Source organism: Neisseria sp. P0020.S005, assembly GCF_051957055.1.
GTDB classification, from domain to species: domain Bacteria; phylum Pseudomonadota; class Gammaproteobacteria; order Burkholderiales; family Neisseriaceae; genus Neisseria; species Neisseria subflava_A.
In genome coordinates, this window is record NZ_JBQCWV010000011.1 from 21,654 (window position 1) to 38,537 (window position 16,884).

Genomic DNA, 16,884 nt, shown 5'->3' on the forward strand with positions numbered 1-16,884 from the left:
ATAAGAAGGATAAGGGCATGAAAAGTTTTTGGGAAAATTATAAGAAAAACCTGAAGTTGCTCGCAAGTTTCAGCAAACAATACTGGAAGGCATTGCTGATTATGTGCTTTGCGGCCAGCTTTACTGTTCTCCTTGCGAACTTGATTTTAAGCCTTATCATCAATCCGAAGTATTTCTTTGGAGTAGACCGTTTTCTTCCCGACTGGGTCGAAGTGTTAATTATGTGTACCCTGGTTGAGCTGATGTTCTTGAAATACATAAAATCCAAAAAGAAAAAATCGCTTCCAGAATAGGTACAAACAGATTAGCCCAACCTTTTCTTTTCAATGGGTTATATCTTTTTCCTGTCTGTCAAAATTTCTAAAACCAAGGTCGTCTGAAAAGCTTTCAGATGACCTTTTACTATGAATAATTCAAATAAAAAGCGCGAACCTTTCGATTCGCGCTTTTTTCAGACGGCATCAATTATTTTTTGTCGTCTTTTACTTCTTCAAAGTCGGCATCTACGATGTCGTCGTCTTTCTTAGCAGAAGACTCGGCTTGTGCGCCCTCACCTGCTTGTGCTTCGGCTTGCGCTTGCGCGTAAACCATTTCGCCCAATTTTTGGCTGGCTGCGCCCAAAGCCTCGGCTTTGGCATCGATAGCGGCTTTGTCGTCGCCTTTAACTACTTCTTCAGCTTCTTTCAACGCAGCTTCGATTTTTTCTTTCTCGGCAGCGTTGAGTTTGTCGCCGTAGTCAGCCAGAGATTTTTTCACAGAGTGAATCAGAGCTTCAGCTTGGTTGCGGGAAGCGACCAATTCAGTCAGTTTTTTATCTTCTTCAGCATTGGCTTCGGCATCTTTCACCATGCGTTCGATTTCTTCTTCGCTCAAACCTGAAGAACCTTGGATGGTGATGTTTGCGGCTTTGCCGGTGCCTTTGTCTTTGGCAGAAACGTGCAAGATACCGTTGGCGTCGATATCGAAAGTAACTTCAATTTGTGGCATACCTCGTGGTGCAGGTGCGATGTCGGTCAAGTTGAACTGACCCAAAGATTTGTTGGCAGAAGCACGTTCGCGTTCGCCTTGCAGCACATGGATGGTCACTGCGCTTTGGTTGTCTTCGGCAGTAGAGAACACTTGAGACGCTTTAGTCGGAATAGTAGTGTTCTTTTGAATCAGCTTGGTCATCACGCCGCCCATGGTTTCGATACCCAAAGACAGAGGAGTCACGTCCAGCAACAATACGTCGCTACGGCCGCCGCTCAATACTTCGCCTTGAATCGCTGCACCTACGGCAACAGCTTCGTCAGGGTTCACGTCTTTACGAGGCTCTTTACCGAAGAAGGCTTTAACGGCTTCTTGTACTTTCGGCATACGGCTTTGACCGCCGACCAAAATCACGTCGTCGATGTCGCTGGTGCTCAAGCCGGCATCTTTCAATGCGATTTTACAAGGCTCAATAGAACGTTGGATCAAATCTTCAACCAGGCTTTCAAATTTGGCACGGGTAATTTTCATGGCCAAGTGTTTAGGACCGGTTGCGTCCATAGTGATGTATGGCAGGTTGATTTCAGTTTGCTGACCGCTGGACAATTCGATTTTGGCTTTTTCAGCAGCTTCTTTCAGACGTTGCAGAGCCATTACGTCTTGTTTCAAATCAATGCCTTGTTCTTTTTTGAACTCGTCAATGATGTAGTCGATCAAGCGTTGGTCGAAGTCTTCACCGCCCAAGAAAGTATCGCCGTTGGTAGCCAATACTTCAAATTGTTTGTCGCCGTCGAGGTTGGCGATTTCGATGATGGAGATATCGAAAGTACCGCCACCCAAGTCATATACGGCTACTTTGCGGTCTTTGTTGTCGCCTTTGTCCATACCGAATGCCAAAGCGGCTGCGGTTGGTTCGTTGATGATACGTTTTACTTCCAAACCTGCGATACGGCCTGCGTCTTTAGTCGCTTGACGTTGGCTGTCGTTGAAGTAGGCCGGAACGGTAATCACGGCTTCGGTGACTTTCTCGCCCAAGTAAGCTTCGGCAGCCTCTTTCATTTTACGCAAAACTTCTGCGGAAATTTGAGGAGGAGACAGCTCTTTGCCTTGTGCTTTCACCCATGCATCGCCGTTGTTGGCTTTGATAATTTCGAAAGGCATAGATTCGATGTCGCGTTGAACTTCTTTGTCTTCAAATTTGTGGCCGATCAAACGTTTGGCGGCGTAAATAGTGTTTTTAGCGTTGGTTACCGCTTGGCGTTTGGCAGGCGCGCCAACGAGGATTTCGCCGCCGTCCAAATAAGCGATAACGGAAGGAGTGGTGCGTGCACCTTCTGCATTTTCGATCACTTTGGTTTGACCGTTTTCAGAAATGGCCAAACAAGAGTTGGTTGTACCTAAGTCAATACCGATTACTTTTGCCATATTATGTTGCTCCTAATAAATAAACTTTTCTAAATTAATAATCCTGTGGAACATTTCGTTCCGATGGCTTGTAAATAAGGTTGCTTCATTTTTTTTCAAGGCTTAATTTGAATTTTTTTTTAAATTAAATTCAAGTACTTGATTTATTTATCCACAAGCCGTTTATTCTTTTCTCAGACGGCCGGTTTTAATTTTCCGATTCCGGTTTATCGGAATGATTTTCCAATAGCGGAATATCGGGTTTTGAAACCGGATAAGGCCGTCTGAAGATTTTATGCTTGATAAACTTTATCAAGCGGTGCCTTCAATCTTCTTTTTTCGCCACGACAACCATCGCAGGACGCAGCACGCGGTCGGCCAATGTATAGCCTTTTTTCATCACGCTGACGATGGTATTCGGCTCTTGCTCGCTGACGACTGCCTGCATCGCTTGATGTTGGTGCGGATCGAGTTTGTCGCCCGGCTGCGGGTTGATTTCTTTAATGTGTGTGGCATCAAATGCTTTTTGCAGCTCGTTCAAAGTCATTTGCACGCCCATTTTCAGCGCATCGAAATTGCCGCTTTGGTCCAGCAGCGCCATTTCGAGATAATCTTTAACCGGCAACATTTCTGCTGCAAATTTTTGTCCGGCGAATTTATGGGTATCGGCGATTTCCTGCTGATGGCGGCGGCGCAGGTTTTGCTCGTTTGCCAAACCGCGCAATTCGCTGTCTTTGAGCTGGCCTTCCAACTCGGCGACACGCGCCTGAAGCTCTTCGTAAGTCGGTTCTGCTTGTTCGGTTTCAACGGTTTCGGCAGTTTCTACGGCTGCCGCTTCTTCTGCTTCGTGTTGATGTTGTTCGTTATGCTCCGTCATTTCTGACATCCTTTTAGCGTGTTGATATTCGATGTTTCATATATAAGGCCGTCTGAAAAAACTTCAAGCATTTGAATACCGATTATCAAATGCCTTGTTAAAAGACGTTGGAAAACGGTAAGATAGCCATCTGATTTTATTCTTCAGACGGCCTCGAATATGAAAAAAGACCATTTGAATTCAACCGATTTTAATCTGTGGCACACCATTCGCGAAGAAACCGAAGCGGCCGCCGCAGCCGAACCGATGCTGGCAAGCTTCCTACATCAAACCGTGTTGCGCCACGATTCGCTCGATTCGGTACTTGCCTACCATCTTTCCAGCAAGCTCGGCAGCCCGATTATGGACGTGCGCGCGCTGTTTGAAATTTATCAGCAGGCTTTGAGCGTGGATACCCGTATCAGCAAATGTGTCGAGGCCGACTTGAAAGCCATTTATGAACGCGATCCGGCTTGTGATGAATATTCGCTGCCGCTGTTGTATTTCAAAGGCTTCCACGCCGTACAGGCACACCGCATCAACCACTGGCTCTATCAAAACGGCCGTAAAACGCTGGCGTATTTCCTGCAAAACCGCATGTCGGAAGTCTTCGGTGTTGACATTCACCCAGCCGCCCGTTTCGGTCACGGTTTGATGCTCGACCATGCCACCGGTTTTGTGGCCGGCGAAACCGCCGTCTTGGGCAACAATATTTCCATCCTCCACGGCGTAACGCTGGGCGGTTCGGGCAAAGAAAGCGGCGACCGCCACCCGAAAATCGGCAATGGCGTGATGATTGGTGCGAATGCTTCGATTCTGGGCAACATCCGCATCGGCGAAAATGCCAAAATCGGCGCAGGCAGCGTGGTGGTTGCCGACGTACCGTCTTCGATTACCGTTGTCGGCGTACCCGCCAAACCGGTTGGCCGCTCGTCCAAAACCCCATCTGCCGATATGGATCAAAGCATTCAATTATCATCTACGGATTTTGTGATTTAAGCAATCTGCCATTAAAAATGGCCGTCTGAAAAAACAAATCTTTCAGACGGCCTTTTATGATTTAAATCTTGGTATTAATCGCGTTTGCGCAAGGCTTCCAAGTGCATTTTAACCTGCTTGACTTTCTCTTCGGTAAACAGGTTGGCAATGTTTTTCCAAATGCTGTGATAACCGTAAGGACCATGTTGCATTTCGGCTTTTGCCTCCTCCACCGACCAGCCTTGATAAATAATGCGGTACATTCCGGCAATCAAACCGGTACGGTCCGCGCCGTGATAACAATGGATAAGTACCGCGCCGTTTTGCTGTTGTTTTTCAATCAGGTATAAGATTTCCGCAATCTCTTTCGGCTTAATGCTCCATGACAGCAACGGACGGTTTAGCAAGGTCAAACCATGCTCTTTCAAATGGTCGTCATCGTTGCGGTCGAAAAAGCGCAGGTTGATCACGCTTTGAATGCCCAGCTTGACAATGGCTTCGCCATCTTCGGCAACAGGCTGCTCGCTGCGATAAAGCTTGTCGTCGATACGATAAAGGTTGGCATCGTGTTTGACGGGCGTTGCCCAACGTGCGGACTGAACGGCTTTGTTGCCGTTATCCGGCGGCGCGGACGAGCAAGCGATGGGCAAGCCGGAAGCGAGAAGGCACAATAAAAGACGGCGCATAAAATTCCTGTATGAAAATCAATTGGAAATCAAAATATCATGCGATTCTATCAAAACCCGTTCGGATATTCTATCCGCGCAAACCGCGTTACAATAAAGCCTCTTTTTTCAGACGGCCTTTCATCATGACCTGCCTTGCTTGGAACACCACGCCTTCCCTTGCTGCCCTTTGCCGCGCCATCGAACAACATACCGCGCCGCTTTATTTGATTGTCTGCCTGCCTGAAAACCATATTCCCAATTTTCCGCTGTCAAATCATCCCTCCGAGCTTGAAGGCCGTCTGAACAACCGTCTCCCTCAAGCCGTGAAATGCCTTCAGTTCAACAGCGTCAATGTTTTAGAAAACCTATTGCCTGATGTGCATCTCTGGCTGGTTCCGCCACACCGCGCCGACCGCTTACATGAACATTTCCATCATATAGAATGGCAAACCGAAGCCATACCCCAATCCGCACCAACTCCCCTAAAACCTTGGTTCAGACGGCCTAAACATCAAGCCGCGCCCGAACACGTCCTGATTATCGGCGCAGGCATTGCCGGCGCGGCAACCGCGCGCAAACTGGCGGAGCACGGCGTACGCGTTACGGTTTTGGAGGCAAGCAAAGCGGCGCAGGCAGGCAGCGGCAACCGCCAAGGCTTGCTCTACGCCAAAATCTCGCCACACGATACCGAACAAACCGAGCTGCTGCTGACAGGCTACGGCTACACGCGCCGATTGTTGGAAGACTTGCTGCCTGATTCCGACGTATGGGGCGGCGACGGCGTATTGCATTTGAATTTTGACGACAGCGAACGCAAACGCAATCAAGCCTTGGGTTTGCAACACCAGCATAAACACCTCTACCGCAGTGTATCTGCCGAAGAGGCTGCGCACATTGCAGGCATAGACGTATTTTCAGACGGCCTTTACTGGCCGCAAGGCGTATGGCTGAATCCGCCCACTGTCGTGCATGCCTTATTGAATCATCCGCTGATTGAGTTGCACGAACACTCGCCGCTGACCGCCGTATCGCATGACGGTACACAATGGACGGTACACACGCCGGACGCGCATTTCAATGCCAGCCATATCGTTTACTGTATGGGCGCGCACAGCCCGACTGCCGCCGACACCAACGTCTCCGCCCTGCCTTTCCGCCAAATCCGCGGTCAAACCGGTGTTGTGTCCGCCAGCCCGTTTTCACAAAAACTGCGTTGCGCCATTTCCGGCGAAAGCTACATCAGTCCGAGCTGGCAAGGCCGCCACTGCTACGGCGCGACATTTGTCCTCAATAGCAACGATGAAACTTGGTATCCGCACGAAGAAACCGAAAACCGCGCCGCTCTGCAACAGCTCAATCCCCCATTGGCACAATCCCTATTTGAGCAAGATTCGTTTCCAGACGGCCTTCAAGACACACAAGGCCATGCCGCCCTGCGTTGCGACAGCCCCGACCACTTGCCCGTTGTCGGCGCACTCGGCGACATCGCCGCCATGCAGTCCGCCTACGCCAAGCTGGCATTGGACAAAAACTACCGCCTCGACAGTATCCCCTGCCCTTACCTGCCCAATGCCTACATCAATACGGCACACAGCACGCGCGGCCTGGCAACAGCCCCCATCTGCGCCGCCGCCATTGCTGCTGAAATACTCGGCTTACCGCATCCTCTATCACAAAGGCTGAGAACCGCGCTGCACCCCAACCGCGCCATCATCCGCGCGATTGTTCGGCAGCAGCCGTTGTTATCCGTTTAAAATTTTCGTTTTAAATAAAAAAGGCCGTCTGAAAGTCATCAAAACTTTCAGACGGCCTTTAGCTATCCGTTAACTGCTTAGAATTTCCATTCCAGCGATACAGCGTAATTGCGGCCTGGGGCGCGATAGCGGTCTAAGCCTTTGCCATCGCGGTCAACCCCGTTGGTGGTGCTGTAGCTGTACCAACCTTCCTTTCTGTTCTAATTACCTTAGAACTTAGCTTCAAGTGTAAAGTTGTAACTTCTTCCTGGTGAAGAGAAACGCTCTATACCTGCATGTGTCTTATTATCAACACGATTAACTGTACCAAATTCGCGGATGCTGCGCAGCGATTCCCAAGTATAGTATTTTTTGTTGCCGATGTTGTACGCACCGGCGCGCAGGGTGAAGTATTTGCCCAAGTTGACGTAGCCTGTCAGGTCGAAAAGCGTATAGGCTTTGCTGTGCTTGGCAAATGGCCATGGGTTGTTCAAATCATCACTGCTGTGAACGGTGTCAGACGGTTTTTTAGCTGCGGTGTGTGTCAGGTACGCATTGATACCCCAGCGTTTGGAGGGAGCATCGTAGCCCAAATTGTAAACGGCAGACCACGGGGAAAGGGCGTTAATCGGGGTTTCCTGTCCGTTGGTTTGTTTGGCTTTGCCTTTGATGTAGCTGACATTAACACCTGCGTGCGTGCCTTGCGGCAAACCGATGCTGTCAAGGTTCCATGTGCCGTTAAATTCCAAACCTTTCACCCATGCGGAGGAACGGTTTTGGTTTTGCCAAACGGGTGAGCTGACCAATGCGGTACCGTCGGAAATCGGTGCATAATTAGGGCTGTTGGGGTTGTCTGAGGACACGCCCATGTAGGTCAGTTCGATAAAGTTGCGGTAGCGGGTTTGGAAGCCGGAGAGTTTAAAGTTTCCGGCTTTGCCACTGCCGGCAAGTCCCAGTTCGAAGTTTTTGGCGGTTTCTGCCTTAAGGTTAGGGTTTGCTTTAAGGTAGAAGTCAGGATGCGGGAACAATAGCCAGGTTTCGTCTGAAGTCGGCGCGCGGAAGCCAGTGCTATATTTTGCCAAAAGATTCAGACGCGGCGTGAATTTCCAGTCTAATCCTAAACCGTAGCTGAAACCGCTGTGTTTACGCTCGCTGCCAAGATAGGGGATTTGACCGCGGATGGCAGGGGTATAGTTGGGGTTGTCCTTGGCTTTGCTGCTGCTGTTGTCGTAGCGAACCCCGGCATTGAGGCGGTATTGGCTGCTGTCGCCGAATTGGAAGGTGTTGTTCCAGTAGGCAAAACGGTTTTTGGACGAGCTTTCGACCAGCATAGTCAATTCTTGGTTGTTGGACGTTTGGTATTTCGGGTCATATAGGCGTACCCAATAGCTATGGTCGCTATTACCGTTATCGTTTTTGGAGCCACCTAATCCGTATTGCATTGCCCATACCGATTTGGAGAAGTCGATTTGTTTTTCGGCATCGGCACCGAATTGGGTATTTTTTTGACGGATGTTGCGGAACATATGGTACACGTCGCTGTTGACACCGTTACGGCCATAATCCGTCGGCAAGTCCCAGGTCCAAGTGCTCATGTCGATGGTTTGACGGTCGTAACGCAGGTTGAGGTTGTCCCATGGTCCTTTGTCAAGTTGGTTTTTGTATTCGAAACCGATGCGTTTGCGGTAGGAAATATCTTGACGGGAACGGGTGTCGCCCAGTGCGTCGCCTTTCCAGTCTGCCGCCCACATATTGGACAATTCAATCGTCGTGCGGTCGGTGCGTGAATCTTCGTAAATCCAGCCGATACGGTTTTTATCGTTGAAGTTGTAACCCAGTTTGAACAGGGTGCTTTTGTTTTCCCAGTCTTGAGGGTCAGGTTTGCTGCGCGCTACACCGCGGCTGCCGTAGTTGGTCATACCAGCATTCGGACTCCAGCTTTGTTTGTTGTCAGTGATGACGGTATCGGCAGCGTCGCTGTTGTTTTTGGTTTCTTTACCGAAACGGCGGGTGTAGACCATCAATGCGTCCAGACCCAACCAGGTTCCTGCGGCGGTTATGCTGCTGAATTTTTGGCTGTTGCGTCCGATATAGCCGCCTTTAATGCCTAAGTGGTAGGGTTTTTCTTCGGAAACATAGTCGCTTGCGGATTTGGTTTTGTAGTTGACGGCACCGCCCAATGCGCCGCTGCCGGATTTAAGCGAGTCCGCGCCTTTGTTAAGGGTTACTTCCGAAAAGTTTTCGGGTTCGGAAGTGTTGCGGTTTGCATTGAAGTTGCCGTATGCACCGAACAACTCTTGAAACGCTTCAGACGACCTGCTTTCTGCTTGTGCCAGTCCGTCCACGTTGATGGCAACGCGGTCTTTATCGACACCGCGTATGGTAAAGCCGTTGGAACCGGAACGTCCGCCTTCAACGACGCTGATGCCCGGATCGTAACGCACCAAGTCGCTTTCATCGGAGACCATTTGTTTATCCAAAACCTGACGGCGGATTTTCTCTTCACCGAGTTTTTGTACTTTGCGGCCGCCAATGACTTTGACTTCATTCAACTCCTGATAAGCTTGAGGAATAGGATCGGCCGCTAAGGCAGGGAAAGTTTGGCTGACAATAGCTGCCAGCAGTACAGGTTTAAAATGGAAGGACATTTTTTGCCTCTTAATATATATTGATTATCTATTATGGAATGCTTGATGTGCGGTTACTTGCTGACAGGTGTCAAACTTGTATCCGTCGTATTGCGGTCGTCATCATTCTTCACGCCGCCGAACACGGTATCCAACGATTTATCGGCATCAAAGGTAACTTTACCGCCTATACTGACTTCTGTTTTATCGCCGTTAAATTGACCAAAGAATTTCCCTTCGACTTTGCCGTTTTTACCATCGGATTCGGCAGTGCCTGAGAAATCAACGCCGTTGATGCCTACATCTTTCATCACAACGTCCGGACCGTAATCAGCATTACCTAAAATCGTGCCGCCGAGTTTGTTGGTGTTGAAATTGGCTGTCAGCAATGAAAGTTTGGGCGTGTTTTTTTCAGACGACCCGGAGGATTTGCCCGGATCGTAGGTTGAGGTAACGATATTGCCGTTGCGGACGCGGACAGCCCAAACTTCGTATGTAGTCTTGCCTTTTGCCACTGTACTGTCTGACGGAGTGTAATAAGACGGTTTCGCCGTTCCGACGGGTTTGCCGCCGATAAACAGGTCTGCCGTGCCGTCTGCATTTATCCATGCGCCGAATTTGAGGTGGTCCTGTTTGGTTGCCGGTGCATAGGTGAATTGTCCCGAACTACTGCAACAGACAAACAGTTTGCCACCTTCAGATAAAGGTTGTCCTTCATGGCGTGTACGAAGGGCATAAGACGGGCTGGAATATGATGGGACAATCGGATCAGAATATGAACTAATATTGTAATAGTTACCAGAAGGGGTTTGATAGACATATTGTTTATCGGTATAGCTGTAGCCCCATGATGTTTTCACTTCGAGTTCCGCTTCACGCAGACTGCCGCCTTTACCGGAAAGGGTATTAATGGTCTTTACTGCATTGCTTTCATCGCTCAGCTTAACATTGGCAATAGGTTGCGCTGTCGGAATAGCAACGGGAACTTTGGGTTCAGATGCACCTCCACCTGCACATGCAGTCAAAATAAAGGTAGTTGCAATAGGCACTATAAATACATTAATTTTCATAACCAATCTCTCTAAAATACAAGCTTCTCAGATACAATAATGATAAGTATTACTAATAATATGCAATATTGTGTAACAAATATTTTATTTTAGCAATACCAATATTTTTTCTATCAGTAGTTAGGGTGAATCTTTATGCTATCCCCTCTCTGTTAAATATATTTACGTAATTTATAATCCTATAAAAATAAATAAGTTATATTTATTTCGTAAATTTGCCGTTATAATGATAAATCTAAATACGAATCTGTATTTTTTATGCAAAAATAAAATCACCTGAGATGTTTCAGGCAGTTTTATGATAAGAGCAAATCCCTTATTAGAAACGATTTGCCCTCAGATATACATATATTTCGGATGACTTTAAATGCTAAAAATAAAACAAAAAATTGTCTCAGCTTCTTTGTGCTACCTATTGCCGTCAGCAGCCTTTGCTGAATTTCCCGAAGAGGGTGTTCGGCAGAATATTTCTTCTCAGAATACTGCTGTACAAGTACAACAGAAACAATGGTTAGATATTCTATCTGAGGAGGAAAGGTCGCCTGAAAAGAATGAGAATATAGGCAGGCCAACTCTGGTTAACGATGATTTTTTAGCGGCAAACCCGCATATTCTTGAAGACGCACTGGTTCAAGCACTTAACAGCAATAGCGCAGACCTAGTTTCCTCGCTTGTCGCCCTTTACCGTAAACAGCCCAACCACAATCCCAAACTGATTGCGCGTACCGATGCTTTGCTGGCAAAGCTGAAAGGACGGACTTCCGAAGCGGTCGAACGTTATCGTACCCTTTATGAATCTGACGTTTCAGACGACCGTATATTGTTGGATTTGGCAGCAGCAGAGTTTCAGGACTATCGCTTGGGTGAGGCAACGATGCATTTTCGCCATGCCGCGCAACGCGATATACCCACCCCCGTTTTGGAAAATGTCAAACGTTTTCAAGAAGCCGTCAAACGGCAGACAGAATGGAAATGGTCTGGCGGAATTAGCCCTGTGCATAACGATAATGCCAACAACGCTGCTCCGCGTTATTGCATCGAAACAAAGGGGCAAAACGCATGCAGTGTTACCCTACCTGTCAGTGCCAACGGCTTGAATTACGAATTGAACACCGAAAAACTTACCCCATTGTATGGGCATCACGCCATCAAATTCCGCGCCAACCTCAGCGGCACAAGCTATTTTTTCGACCGCCAATCGGCTTACGACGATGCGTTCGGCAGGGCTTATTTGGGCTGGCAACGCAAGGACGGCAAACAAACCGTCAGCGTTTTACCGTTTTATCAGGCACAGTTGGCAGGCAGCAGCGAGTTTGACAGCAAAAAAGAAAATAACCGCCGCGTTGCACCTTATATGCTGGCTCACGGAGTTGGCGTACAACTTTCGCATATGGTCAATCTCGGCAATGCGACTCAACTTTACTACTCACTGGAACGCTACCGCCAAAACTATCGGGAAACTGATCGTGCACTGCGCAATGATGGTTGGCACGACAGTACTTATCTTTCCCTGGCTCGCCGTTTTGGCAACACGACTCTGTTCGGCGGTTGGCAATACAACCGCTTTGTTCCTGAAAACAAAAACATACACAATATTGAGAACAATGCAGCCTACCACCGCAACGGTTTCAATATAGGTTGGATACAGCAATGGCAGGTTTTAGGTGGGCTTAACAGCAGACTTACCGCTTCATTTGCCAACCGTCGCTATAAAGGCATTATGGCATTCGGCACGGAGCCGCAACGCAATCGGGAGCGCGCGCTCTCTATCAATCTTAGTCACAACAAATTATCTTATAAAGGCATTACCCCTACTTTGAATTATAGTTATAGTCACACCCGTAGCAATGCACCCTATGCAATGCGTAATATTCATCAATGGTCATTAGGTGGTGAATGGAATTTTTAAAAGAGAATCAAATCTGAGTAGGTATAAGACAGCAACCCGTTCAAACAAAACTTTGTAGTGTAATTAAAGGTCTCTGCAAACATCTACGCCGAGACCTTGTCTGTTTGATTTAATTATTTTTTAGAGTCTGTGCGGTGTCATACCTTCAGGTGCTTCCGCACCTTCCGGCAAACCGAAGGTTTCACGCAGAATCACTTTATAGAATTCAAAAGCTTCGCGCGCGCCTTGAATGGCTTCCGCTTCAGCTTCCGGAGTCAAGTTCAAAGCATTCAGATGCTCGACAAAAGCGCGCCAGTGTTTGCCGCGGCCGTTCGGATGAGGAGCCAGGTGGCGTGCGCCAAATTCGCCGGTGTATTCGAGTTTTTGAGCGTGTTTGAACAAGAATGCCGCGCCCAAATTAGAACCTTCGGCACAATACAGCCAGCCGATGGCTTTATTACCGGTTTCGTGTGGCAATTCTTTGTCAAATTTGTAAGGCTCTTCGCCCAAGTCTTTCAAGTCTTGAGTCACGGCGTCGTAACGCGCCATGTATTCAAGCTCTGGAATGGCTTTGTTCAATTCGGCATCTTTATAGATGTGGTCGACGGCCTTATGGAAAACAGATTGAAGTTTCAAGAATTTGATGTAGTTGTCTTTGCTGGAAAAAGGCTGAACGGACATAACCAAGTTATCAACGCTGTCGTGCGTTGTCGTGGTTTGCTCTTTCAAGTGTTTGGCGAAAGTCAGTTCTTGGGTCTCACTCATGATGTTTCCTTCAAATAAGGGACAAATGATTTCAGACGGCCTTTATGGTTAAAAATACCGTCTAATTTAAAAAGAATCGTTTTAAAAACAAAGAAGATAACTTTTAACCTGCTTCAGATTCGTTGACCGCGTACCTTCCACAAATTTACAAGGCTCATCGTGTTTTAAGGAATAAGAATATATATTATTTTTATCCTAATGGAAATAAACCAAACTAAGACCTATTAATAAAATTTAACAGCCCATAGCAATAACCTTCTGAAGTTTTTTCAAACTTTTCAGACGGCCCAAACCTTATTAAGCAACCGCCATTCAATCCAATATCAACCTAAATTTGGGCTATCCTTCTGTTTTCCTTTATAATGCGACACTCTTTGCACCTTCTTTATCCCCTGCCGAACCATGAAACGGATTCCTGCCTACCATCGCTGGTGGCGCTACAAGTCTTATCTTCCTGATGCGACGCTGCCTGCACATACGGTGGAATGCCCGGATTGCGGCTGCCGTATGGATATTCCGCGCCTGCGTCAGGGACAGGAAGCGCATTGTCCGGTGTGCAACCATGAAATTGTGGAGGTGGAAAACAATCCGTATATCGCGCCAATTGCCTATGCGCTGACAACCTTGATTCTAATGGCGTTCGCGTACAATATGGTGTATATCCGCGTGGATTTGTTCGGCGTGACATCGATTTTGTCGTTGCCGCAAATGATGCGGCTTTTGATTTCGCTGGATTACGGTTTTCTGGCGGAAGTGATGTTTATCCTCACCTTCGGCGCGCCCTTACTGTTTTTGCTGCTCTGCCTTTATGTTTATACTGCCTTGATACGCGAAAGAGCCTACCCTGCGCTGCGCTTTGCAACGCGCGTATTAGTACGGCTGCGCCATTGGATTATGGTGGATGTGTTTTTTATTTCCACTTTGGTGGCGTATATCAAGCTCTCGTCCGTTGCTACAGTAGAGTTCGGCTCGGCGTTTTATCTGATGTTTCCGTTGTCGGTCATGCTGATTCGGACTTCGGTATCGATTCCGCAGCATTGGGTTTATTATAAGATTCACCGTTTAACCGGCGGCCATGCGGTTCAGACGGCCACTGAAGACAAAATCTGTTGCAGCCGCTGCCTGTATTTCCGCGATAAAGACGAGCAGCCTTGCGGCGTTTGCGGTGCGGACTTATACCGTCGCCGCCCGAAAAGCCTGAGCATTTCGCTGGCGTTTTTAGTCGCGGCGTTTATCCTGTATTTCCCTGCCAACATCCTGCCGATTATGATTTCGTCCAACCCGACGGCTTTGGAGATCAATACGATTTTCAACGGCATTGTTTATATGTGGGACGACGGCGACCGATTGATTGCCGTGATTATCTTTAGTGCCAGTATTATGGTGCCGGTTTTGAAGATTATTGCGATGGCGGTTTTGATTTATTCCGCATACTTTAAACCTGTGATGAGCGCGGACAAAATGTCGGTTTTGTATCGGATTACCGAATCCATCGGCCGCTGGTCGATGATTGATATTTTTGTGATTATTATTTTGATGAGTTCGTTCCACACCAATATGGCGCGCGTCGTGCCGGGTGGTGCGGCGATTTACTTCTGCCTGGTCGTTATTTTGACCATGCTTTCGGCCTATTATTTCGATCCCCGTCTGATTTGGGACAAGCAACAGCAGCTTTCAGACGGCCTTGATTCTGACCAGACCTTAACACAATGAAAAAACACGATTCTTCACCCAATTATCACGCCCCAGCGCGTGTCAAGAAAACCAATGTCTTCACGTCTGTCGTGTGGCTGATTCCGCTGATTGCACTGATTGCTGGCGGCTGGCTTTTGATTAAAGACATCCGCAACCGCGGCCCTGTCGTTACGCTGTTGATGGACAGCGCCGAAGGCATCGAAGTCAACAACACCATTATTAAAGTGTTAAACGTCGATGTCGGACACGTTACCCGCATCAAATTGCGCGACGACCAAAAAGGCGTGGAAGTTACTGCCCAACTCAGTGCCGACGCCAAAGACCTTATCCGCAGTGATACCCAATTTTGGGTGGTCAAACCGCGTATCGACCAAAGCGGCGTTACCGGCTTGGGAACCTTGCTTTCCGGCTCATATATTGCATTTACACCGGGTAAAAGCCAAGAAACCAAAGATGTATTTGTCGTCCAAGATATTCCTCCGATTGCCGCTATCGGTCAAAGCGGCCTGCGCCTGAATTTGATCGGCAAAAATGACCGTATCCTCAACGTCAGCAGCCCGGTTTTATATGAAAACTTTATGGTCGGCCAAGTAGAAAGCGCGCATTTCGACCCGTCTGACCAAAGCGTGCATTACACCATCTTCATCCAAAGCCCCAACGACAAACTGATTAATTCCGCCAGCCGTTTTTGGCTGGAAAGCGGCATTAATATCGAAACCACAGGCAGCGGTGTCAAACTCAATTCCGCCCCTCTGCCTGCCCTGCTGTCCGGCGCGATTTCCTTTGACTCTCCTAAAACAAGCGACAGCAAGAACGTCAAAAGCGAAGACAACTTCACGCTTTATGACAGCCGCAGCGAAGTCGCCAACCTGCCTGACGACCGCTCGCTGTATTACACTGCGTTTTTCAAACAATCCGTACGCGGCCTGACTGCCGGTTCGCCTGTCGAATACAAAGGCCTGAATGTCGGCGTGGTTTCCGATGTCCCTTATTTCGACCGCAACGACAGCCTGCATTTGTTTGAAAACGGTTGGATTCCCGTACGTATCCGCATCGAGCCTTCCCGTTTGGAAATCAATGCCGACGAGCAAAGCAAAGAACATTGGAAACAACAATTTCAGACGGCCTTAAACAAAGGCCTGACTGCCACCATCTCCAGCAACAACCTGTTGACCGGAAGCAAAATGATTGAGTTGAACGATCAGCCTTCCGCCTCGCCTAAGCTGCGACCGCATACCGTTTATGCAGGCGATACCGTTATCGCAACCCAAGGCGGCGGTTTGGACGATTTGCAGGCAAAAGTGGCCAACTTGTTAGACAAGTTCAATAACCTGCCATTGGATAAAACCGTTGCCGGCTTGAACGGTTCGCTTACCGAGCTCAAGTCTACACTCAAATCTGCCAATGCCGCCCTAAGCTCCATCGACAAACTGGTCGGCAAACCGCAGACACAAAACATTCCGAACGAGCTGAACCAAACCCTGAAAGAATTGCGTCAAACCCTGCAAGGCGTATCGCCTCAATCGCCTATCTATGGCGACGTACAAAATACGCTGCAAAGTTTGGACAAAACCTTAAAAGACGTTCAACCCGTGATTAATACTTTGAAAGAAAAACCCAACGCGCTGATTTTCAACAGCAGCAGCAAAGACCCTATCCCGAAAGGAAGCCGATAATGCGCCTCTTCCCGATTGCAGCCGCCCTGACGCTTGCCGCCTGCGGCACCGCACAAAGCACACAATATTTCGTCCTACCCGACAGCCAGTACATCCGACCTGTTGCGCATGGCAACGAAATCGCGGTCAAAGTCAACCTTGCCGAACCGCTTACCAACGGCGGCCTCGTTTACCAAACCGATGCCTATCATGTCAATTTGGCAAAAAACCACCTTTGGGCGGCTCCGCTCGATGGCGCGTTGACAGCAAACCTCAGCAACAAGCTCAACCGCCTCAATCCGCATCGCACCTTCGTGCCTGCTTCACGCAGCCAAAGCAGCCAAACCCTGAAAGTCTATATCGAAGCCTTCCAAGGTAGCTATCAGGGGCAGACCACCATCAGCGGATATGCACAATGGCCGGACGGACGCAGCAAACCGTTTAACGCCATTACGCCGCAACAAGGCGACGGCTATGCCGCCATGCTCGAATCGTTGGAAAACGGTTTGTCACAGGTTGCCGAAACGATTACCTATTAAACCCAAAGGCCGTCTGAAAAACTTTCAGACGGCCTTT

The 16,884-nt window shown here is 48.3% G+C and carries 13 protein-coding genes; 7 read left to right on the forward strand and 6 right to left on the reverse strand.

What is annotated here, in order from left to right:
* Window positions 1-17: 17 nt before the first annotated feature.
* Window positions 18-293: a hypothetical protein gene (locus tag ACTHTU_RS09215; RefSeq protein WP_440362370.1), complete on the forward strand. Its 276-nt coding sequence runs from the start codon at window positions 18-20 to the stop codon at window positions 291-293.
* A gap of 172 nt (window positions 294-465) precedes the next feature.
* Here the strand turns inward: ACTHTU_RS09215 and dnaK are convergent, their stop codons facing one another.
* Together dnaK and grpE are read right to left on the reverse strand one after the other, a co-directional pair.
* Window positions 466-2,394: a molecular chaperone DnaK gene (gene dnaK / locus ACTHTU_RS09220; protein ID WP_440362371.1), complete on the reverse strand. Its 1,929-nt coding sequence runs from the start codon at window positions 2,392-2,394 to the stop codon at window positions 466-468.
* 304 nt (window positions 2,395-2,698) lie between these two features.
* Window positions 2,699-3,259 (reverse strand): nucleotide exchange factor GrpE, encoded by a 561-nt coding sequence (gene grpE / locus ACTHTU_RS09225; protein WP_003747507.1) that lies wholly within the window; start codon window positions 3,257-3,259, stop codon window positions 2,699-2,701.
* A gap of 150 nt (window positions 3,260-3,409) precedes the next feature.
* Here grpE and cysE point away from each other — a divergent pair, with 150 nt between their 5' ends.
* Window positions 3,410-4,228, forward strand: coding sequence for a serine O-acetyltransferase (cysE, locus tag ACTHTU_RS09230; RefSeq protein WP_070583842.1), 819 nt, complete (start codon window positions 3,410-3,412; stop codon window positions 4,226-4,228).
* Between the two features lie 74 nt (window positions 4,229-4,302).
* Here the strand turns inward: cysE and ACTHTU_RS09235 are convergent, their stop codons facing one another.
* Window positions 4,303-4,893 (reverse strand): tyrosine-protein phosphatase, encoded by a 591-nt coding sequence (locus tag ACTHTU_RS09235; RefSeq protein ID WP_285071001.1) that lies wholly within the window; start codon window positions 4,891-4,893, stop codon window positions 4,303-4,305.
* A 125-nt stretch (window positions 4,894-5,018) separates the two neighbouring features.
* On the opposite strand from ACTHTU_RS09235, the gene mnmC reads away from it, so the two are divergent.
* A complete protein-coding gene (gene mnmC, locus ACTHTU_RS09240; protein ID WP_440362372.1) occupies window positions 5,019-6,629 on the forward strand; it encodes an FAD-dependent 5-carboxymethylaminomethyl-2-thiouridine(34) oxidoreductase MnmC in 1,611 nt (536 codons plus the stop codon).
* 209 nt (window positions 6,630-6,838) lie between these two features.
* Here mnmC and ACTHTU_RS09245 read toward each other — a convergent pair whose 3' ends face one another.
* Complete coding sequence (locus ACTHTU_RS09245; RefSeq protein WP_070461969.1) at window positions 6,839-9,256, reverse strand: TonB-dependent hemoglobin/transferrin/lactoferrin family receptor; 2,418 nt, start codon at window positions 9,254-9,256, stop codon at window positions 6,839-6,841.
* Between the two features lie 53 nt (window positions 9,257-9,309).
* A complete protein-coding gene (locus tag ACTHTU_RS09250; RefSeq protein ID WP_070711791.1) occupies window positions 9,310-10,305 on the reverse strand; it encodes a Slam-dependent surface lipoprotein in 996 nt (331 codons plus the stop codon).
* A 367-nt stretch (window positions 10,306-10,672) separates the two neighbouring features.
* Between ACTHTU_RS09250 and ACTHTU_RS09255 the strand changes: the two genes are divergently transcribed.
* On the forward strand, window positions 10,673-12,214 hold the full coding sequence (locus ACTHTU_RS09255) for a surface lipoprotein assembly modifier (RefSeq protein ID WP_070711795.1): 1,542 nt from the start codon (window positions 10,673-10,675) through the stop codon (window positions 12,212-12,214).
* A gap of 120 nt (window positions 12,215-12,334) precedes the next feature.
* Here ACTHTU_RS09255 and ACTHTU_RS09260 read toward each other — a convergent pair whose 3' ends face one another.
* Window positions 12,335-12,958 (reverse strand): biliverdin-producing heme oxygenase, encoded by a 624-nt coding sequence (locus tag ACTHTU_RS09260; RefSeq protein ID WP_440362373.1) that lies wholly within the window; start codon window positions 12,956-12,958, stop codon window positions 12,335-12,337.
* A gap of 402 nt (window positions 12,959-13,360) precedes the next feature.
* Between ACTHTU_RS09260 and ACTHTU_RS09265 the strand changes: the two genes are divergently transcribed.
* The 3 genes from ACTHTU_RS09265 to ACTHTU_RS09275 are packed head-to-tail and all read left to right on the forward strand — an operon-like array spanning window position 13,361 to window position 16,847.
* A complete protein-coding gene (locus tag ACTHTU_RS09265; protein ID WP_440362374.1) occupies window positions 13,361-14,671 on the forward strand; it encodes a PqiA/YebS family transporter subunit in 1,311 nt (436 codons plus the stop codon).
* Window positions 14,668-16,329, forward strand: a complete 1,662-nt coding sequence (pqiB, locus tag ACTHTU_RS09270; RefSeq protein ID WP_440362375.1) for an intermembrane transport protein PqiB — start codon at window positions 14,668-14,670, stop codon at window positions 16,327-16,329. The genes ACTHTU_RS09265 and pqiB overlap by 4 nt, the downstream gene beginning before the upstream one ends.
* Complete coding sequence (locus ACTHTU_RS09275) at window positions 16,329-16,847, forward strand: PqiC family protein (protein ID WP_440362376.1); 519 nt, start codon at window positions 16,329-16,331, stop codon at window positions 16,845-16,847. The genes pqiB and ACTHTU_RS09275 overlap by 1 nt, the downstream gene beginning before the upstream one ends.
* Window positions 16,848-16,884 lie beyond the last annotated feature (37 nt).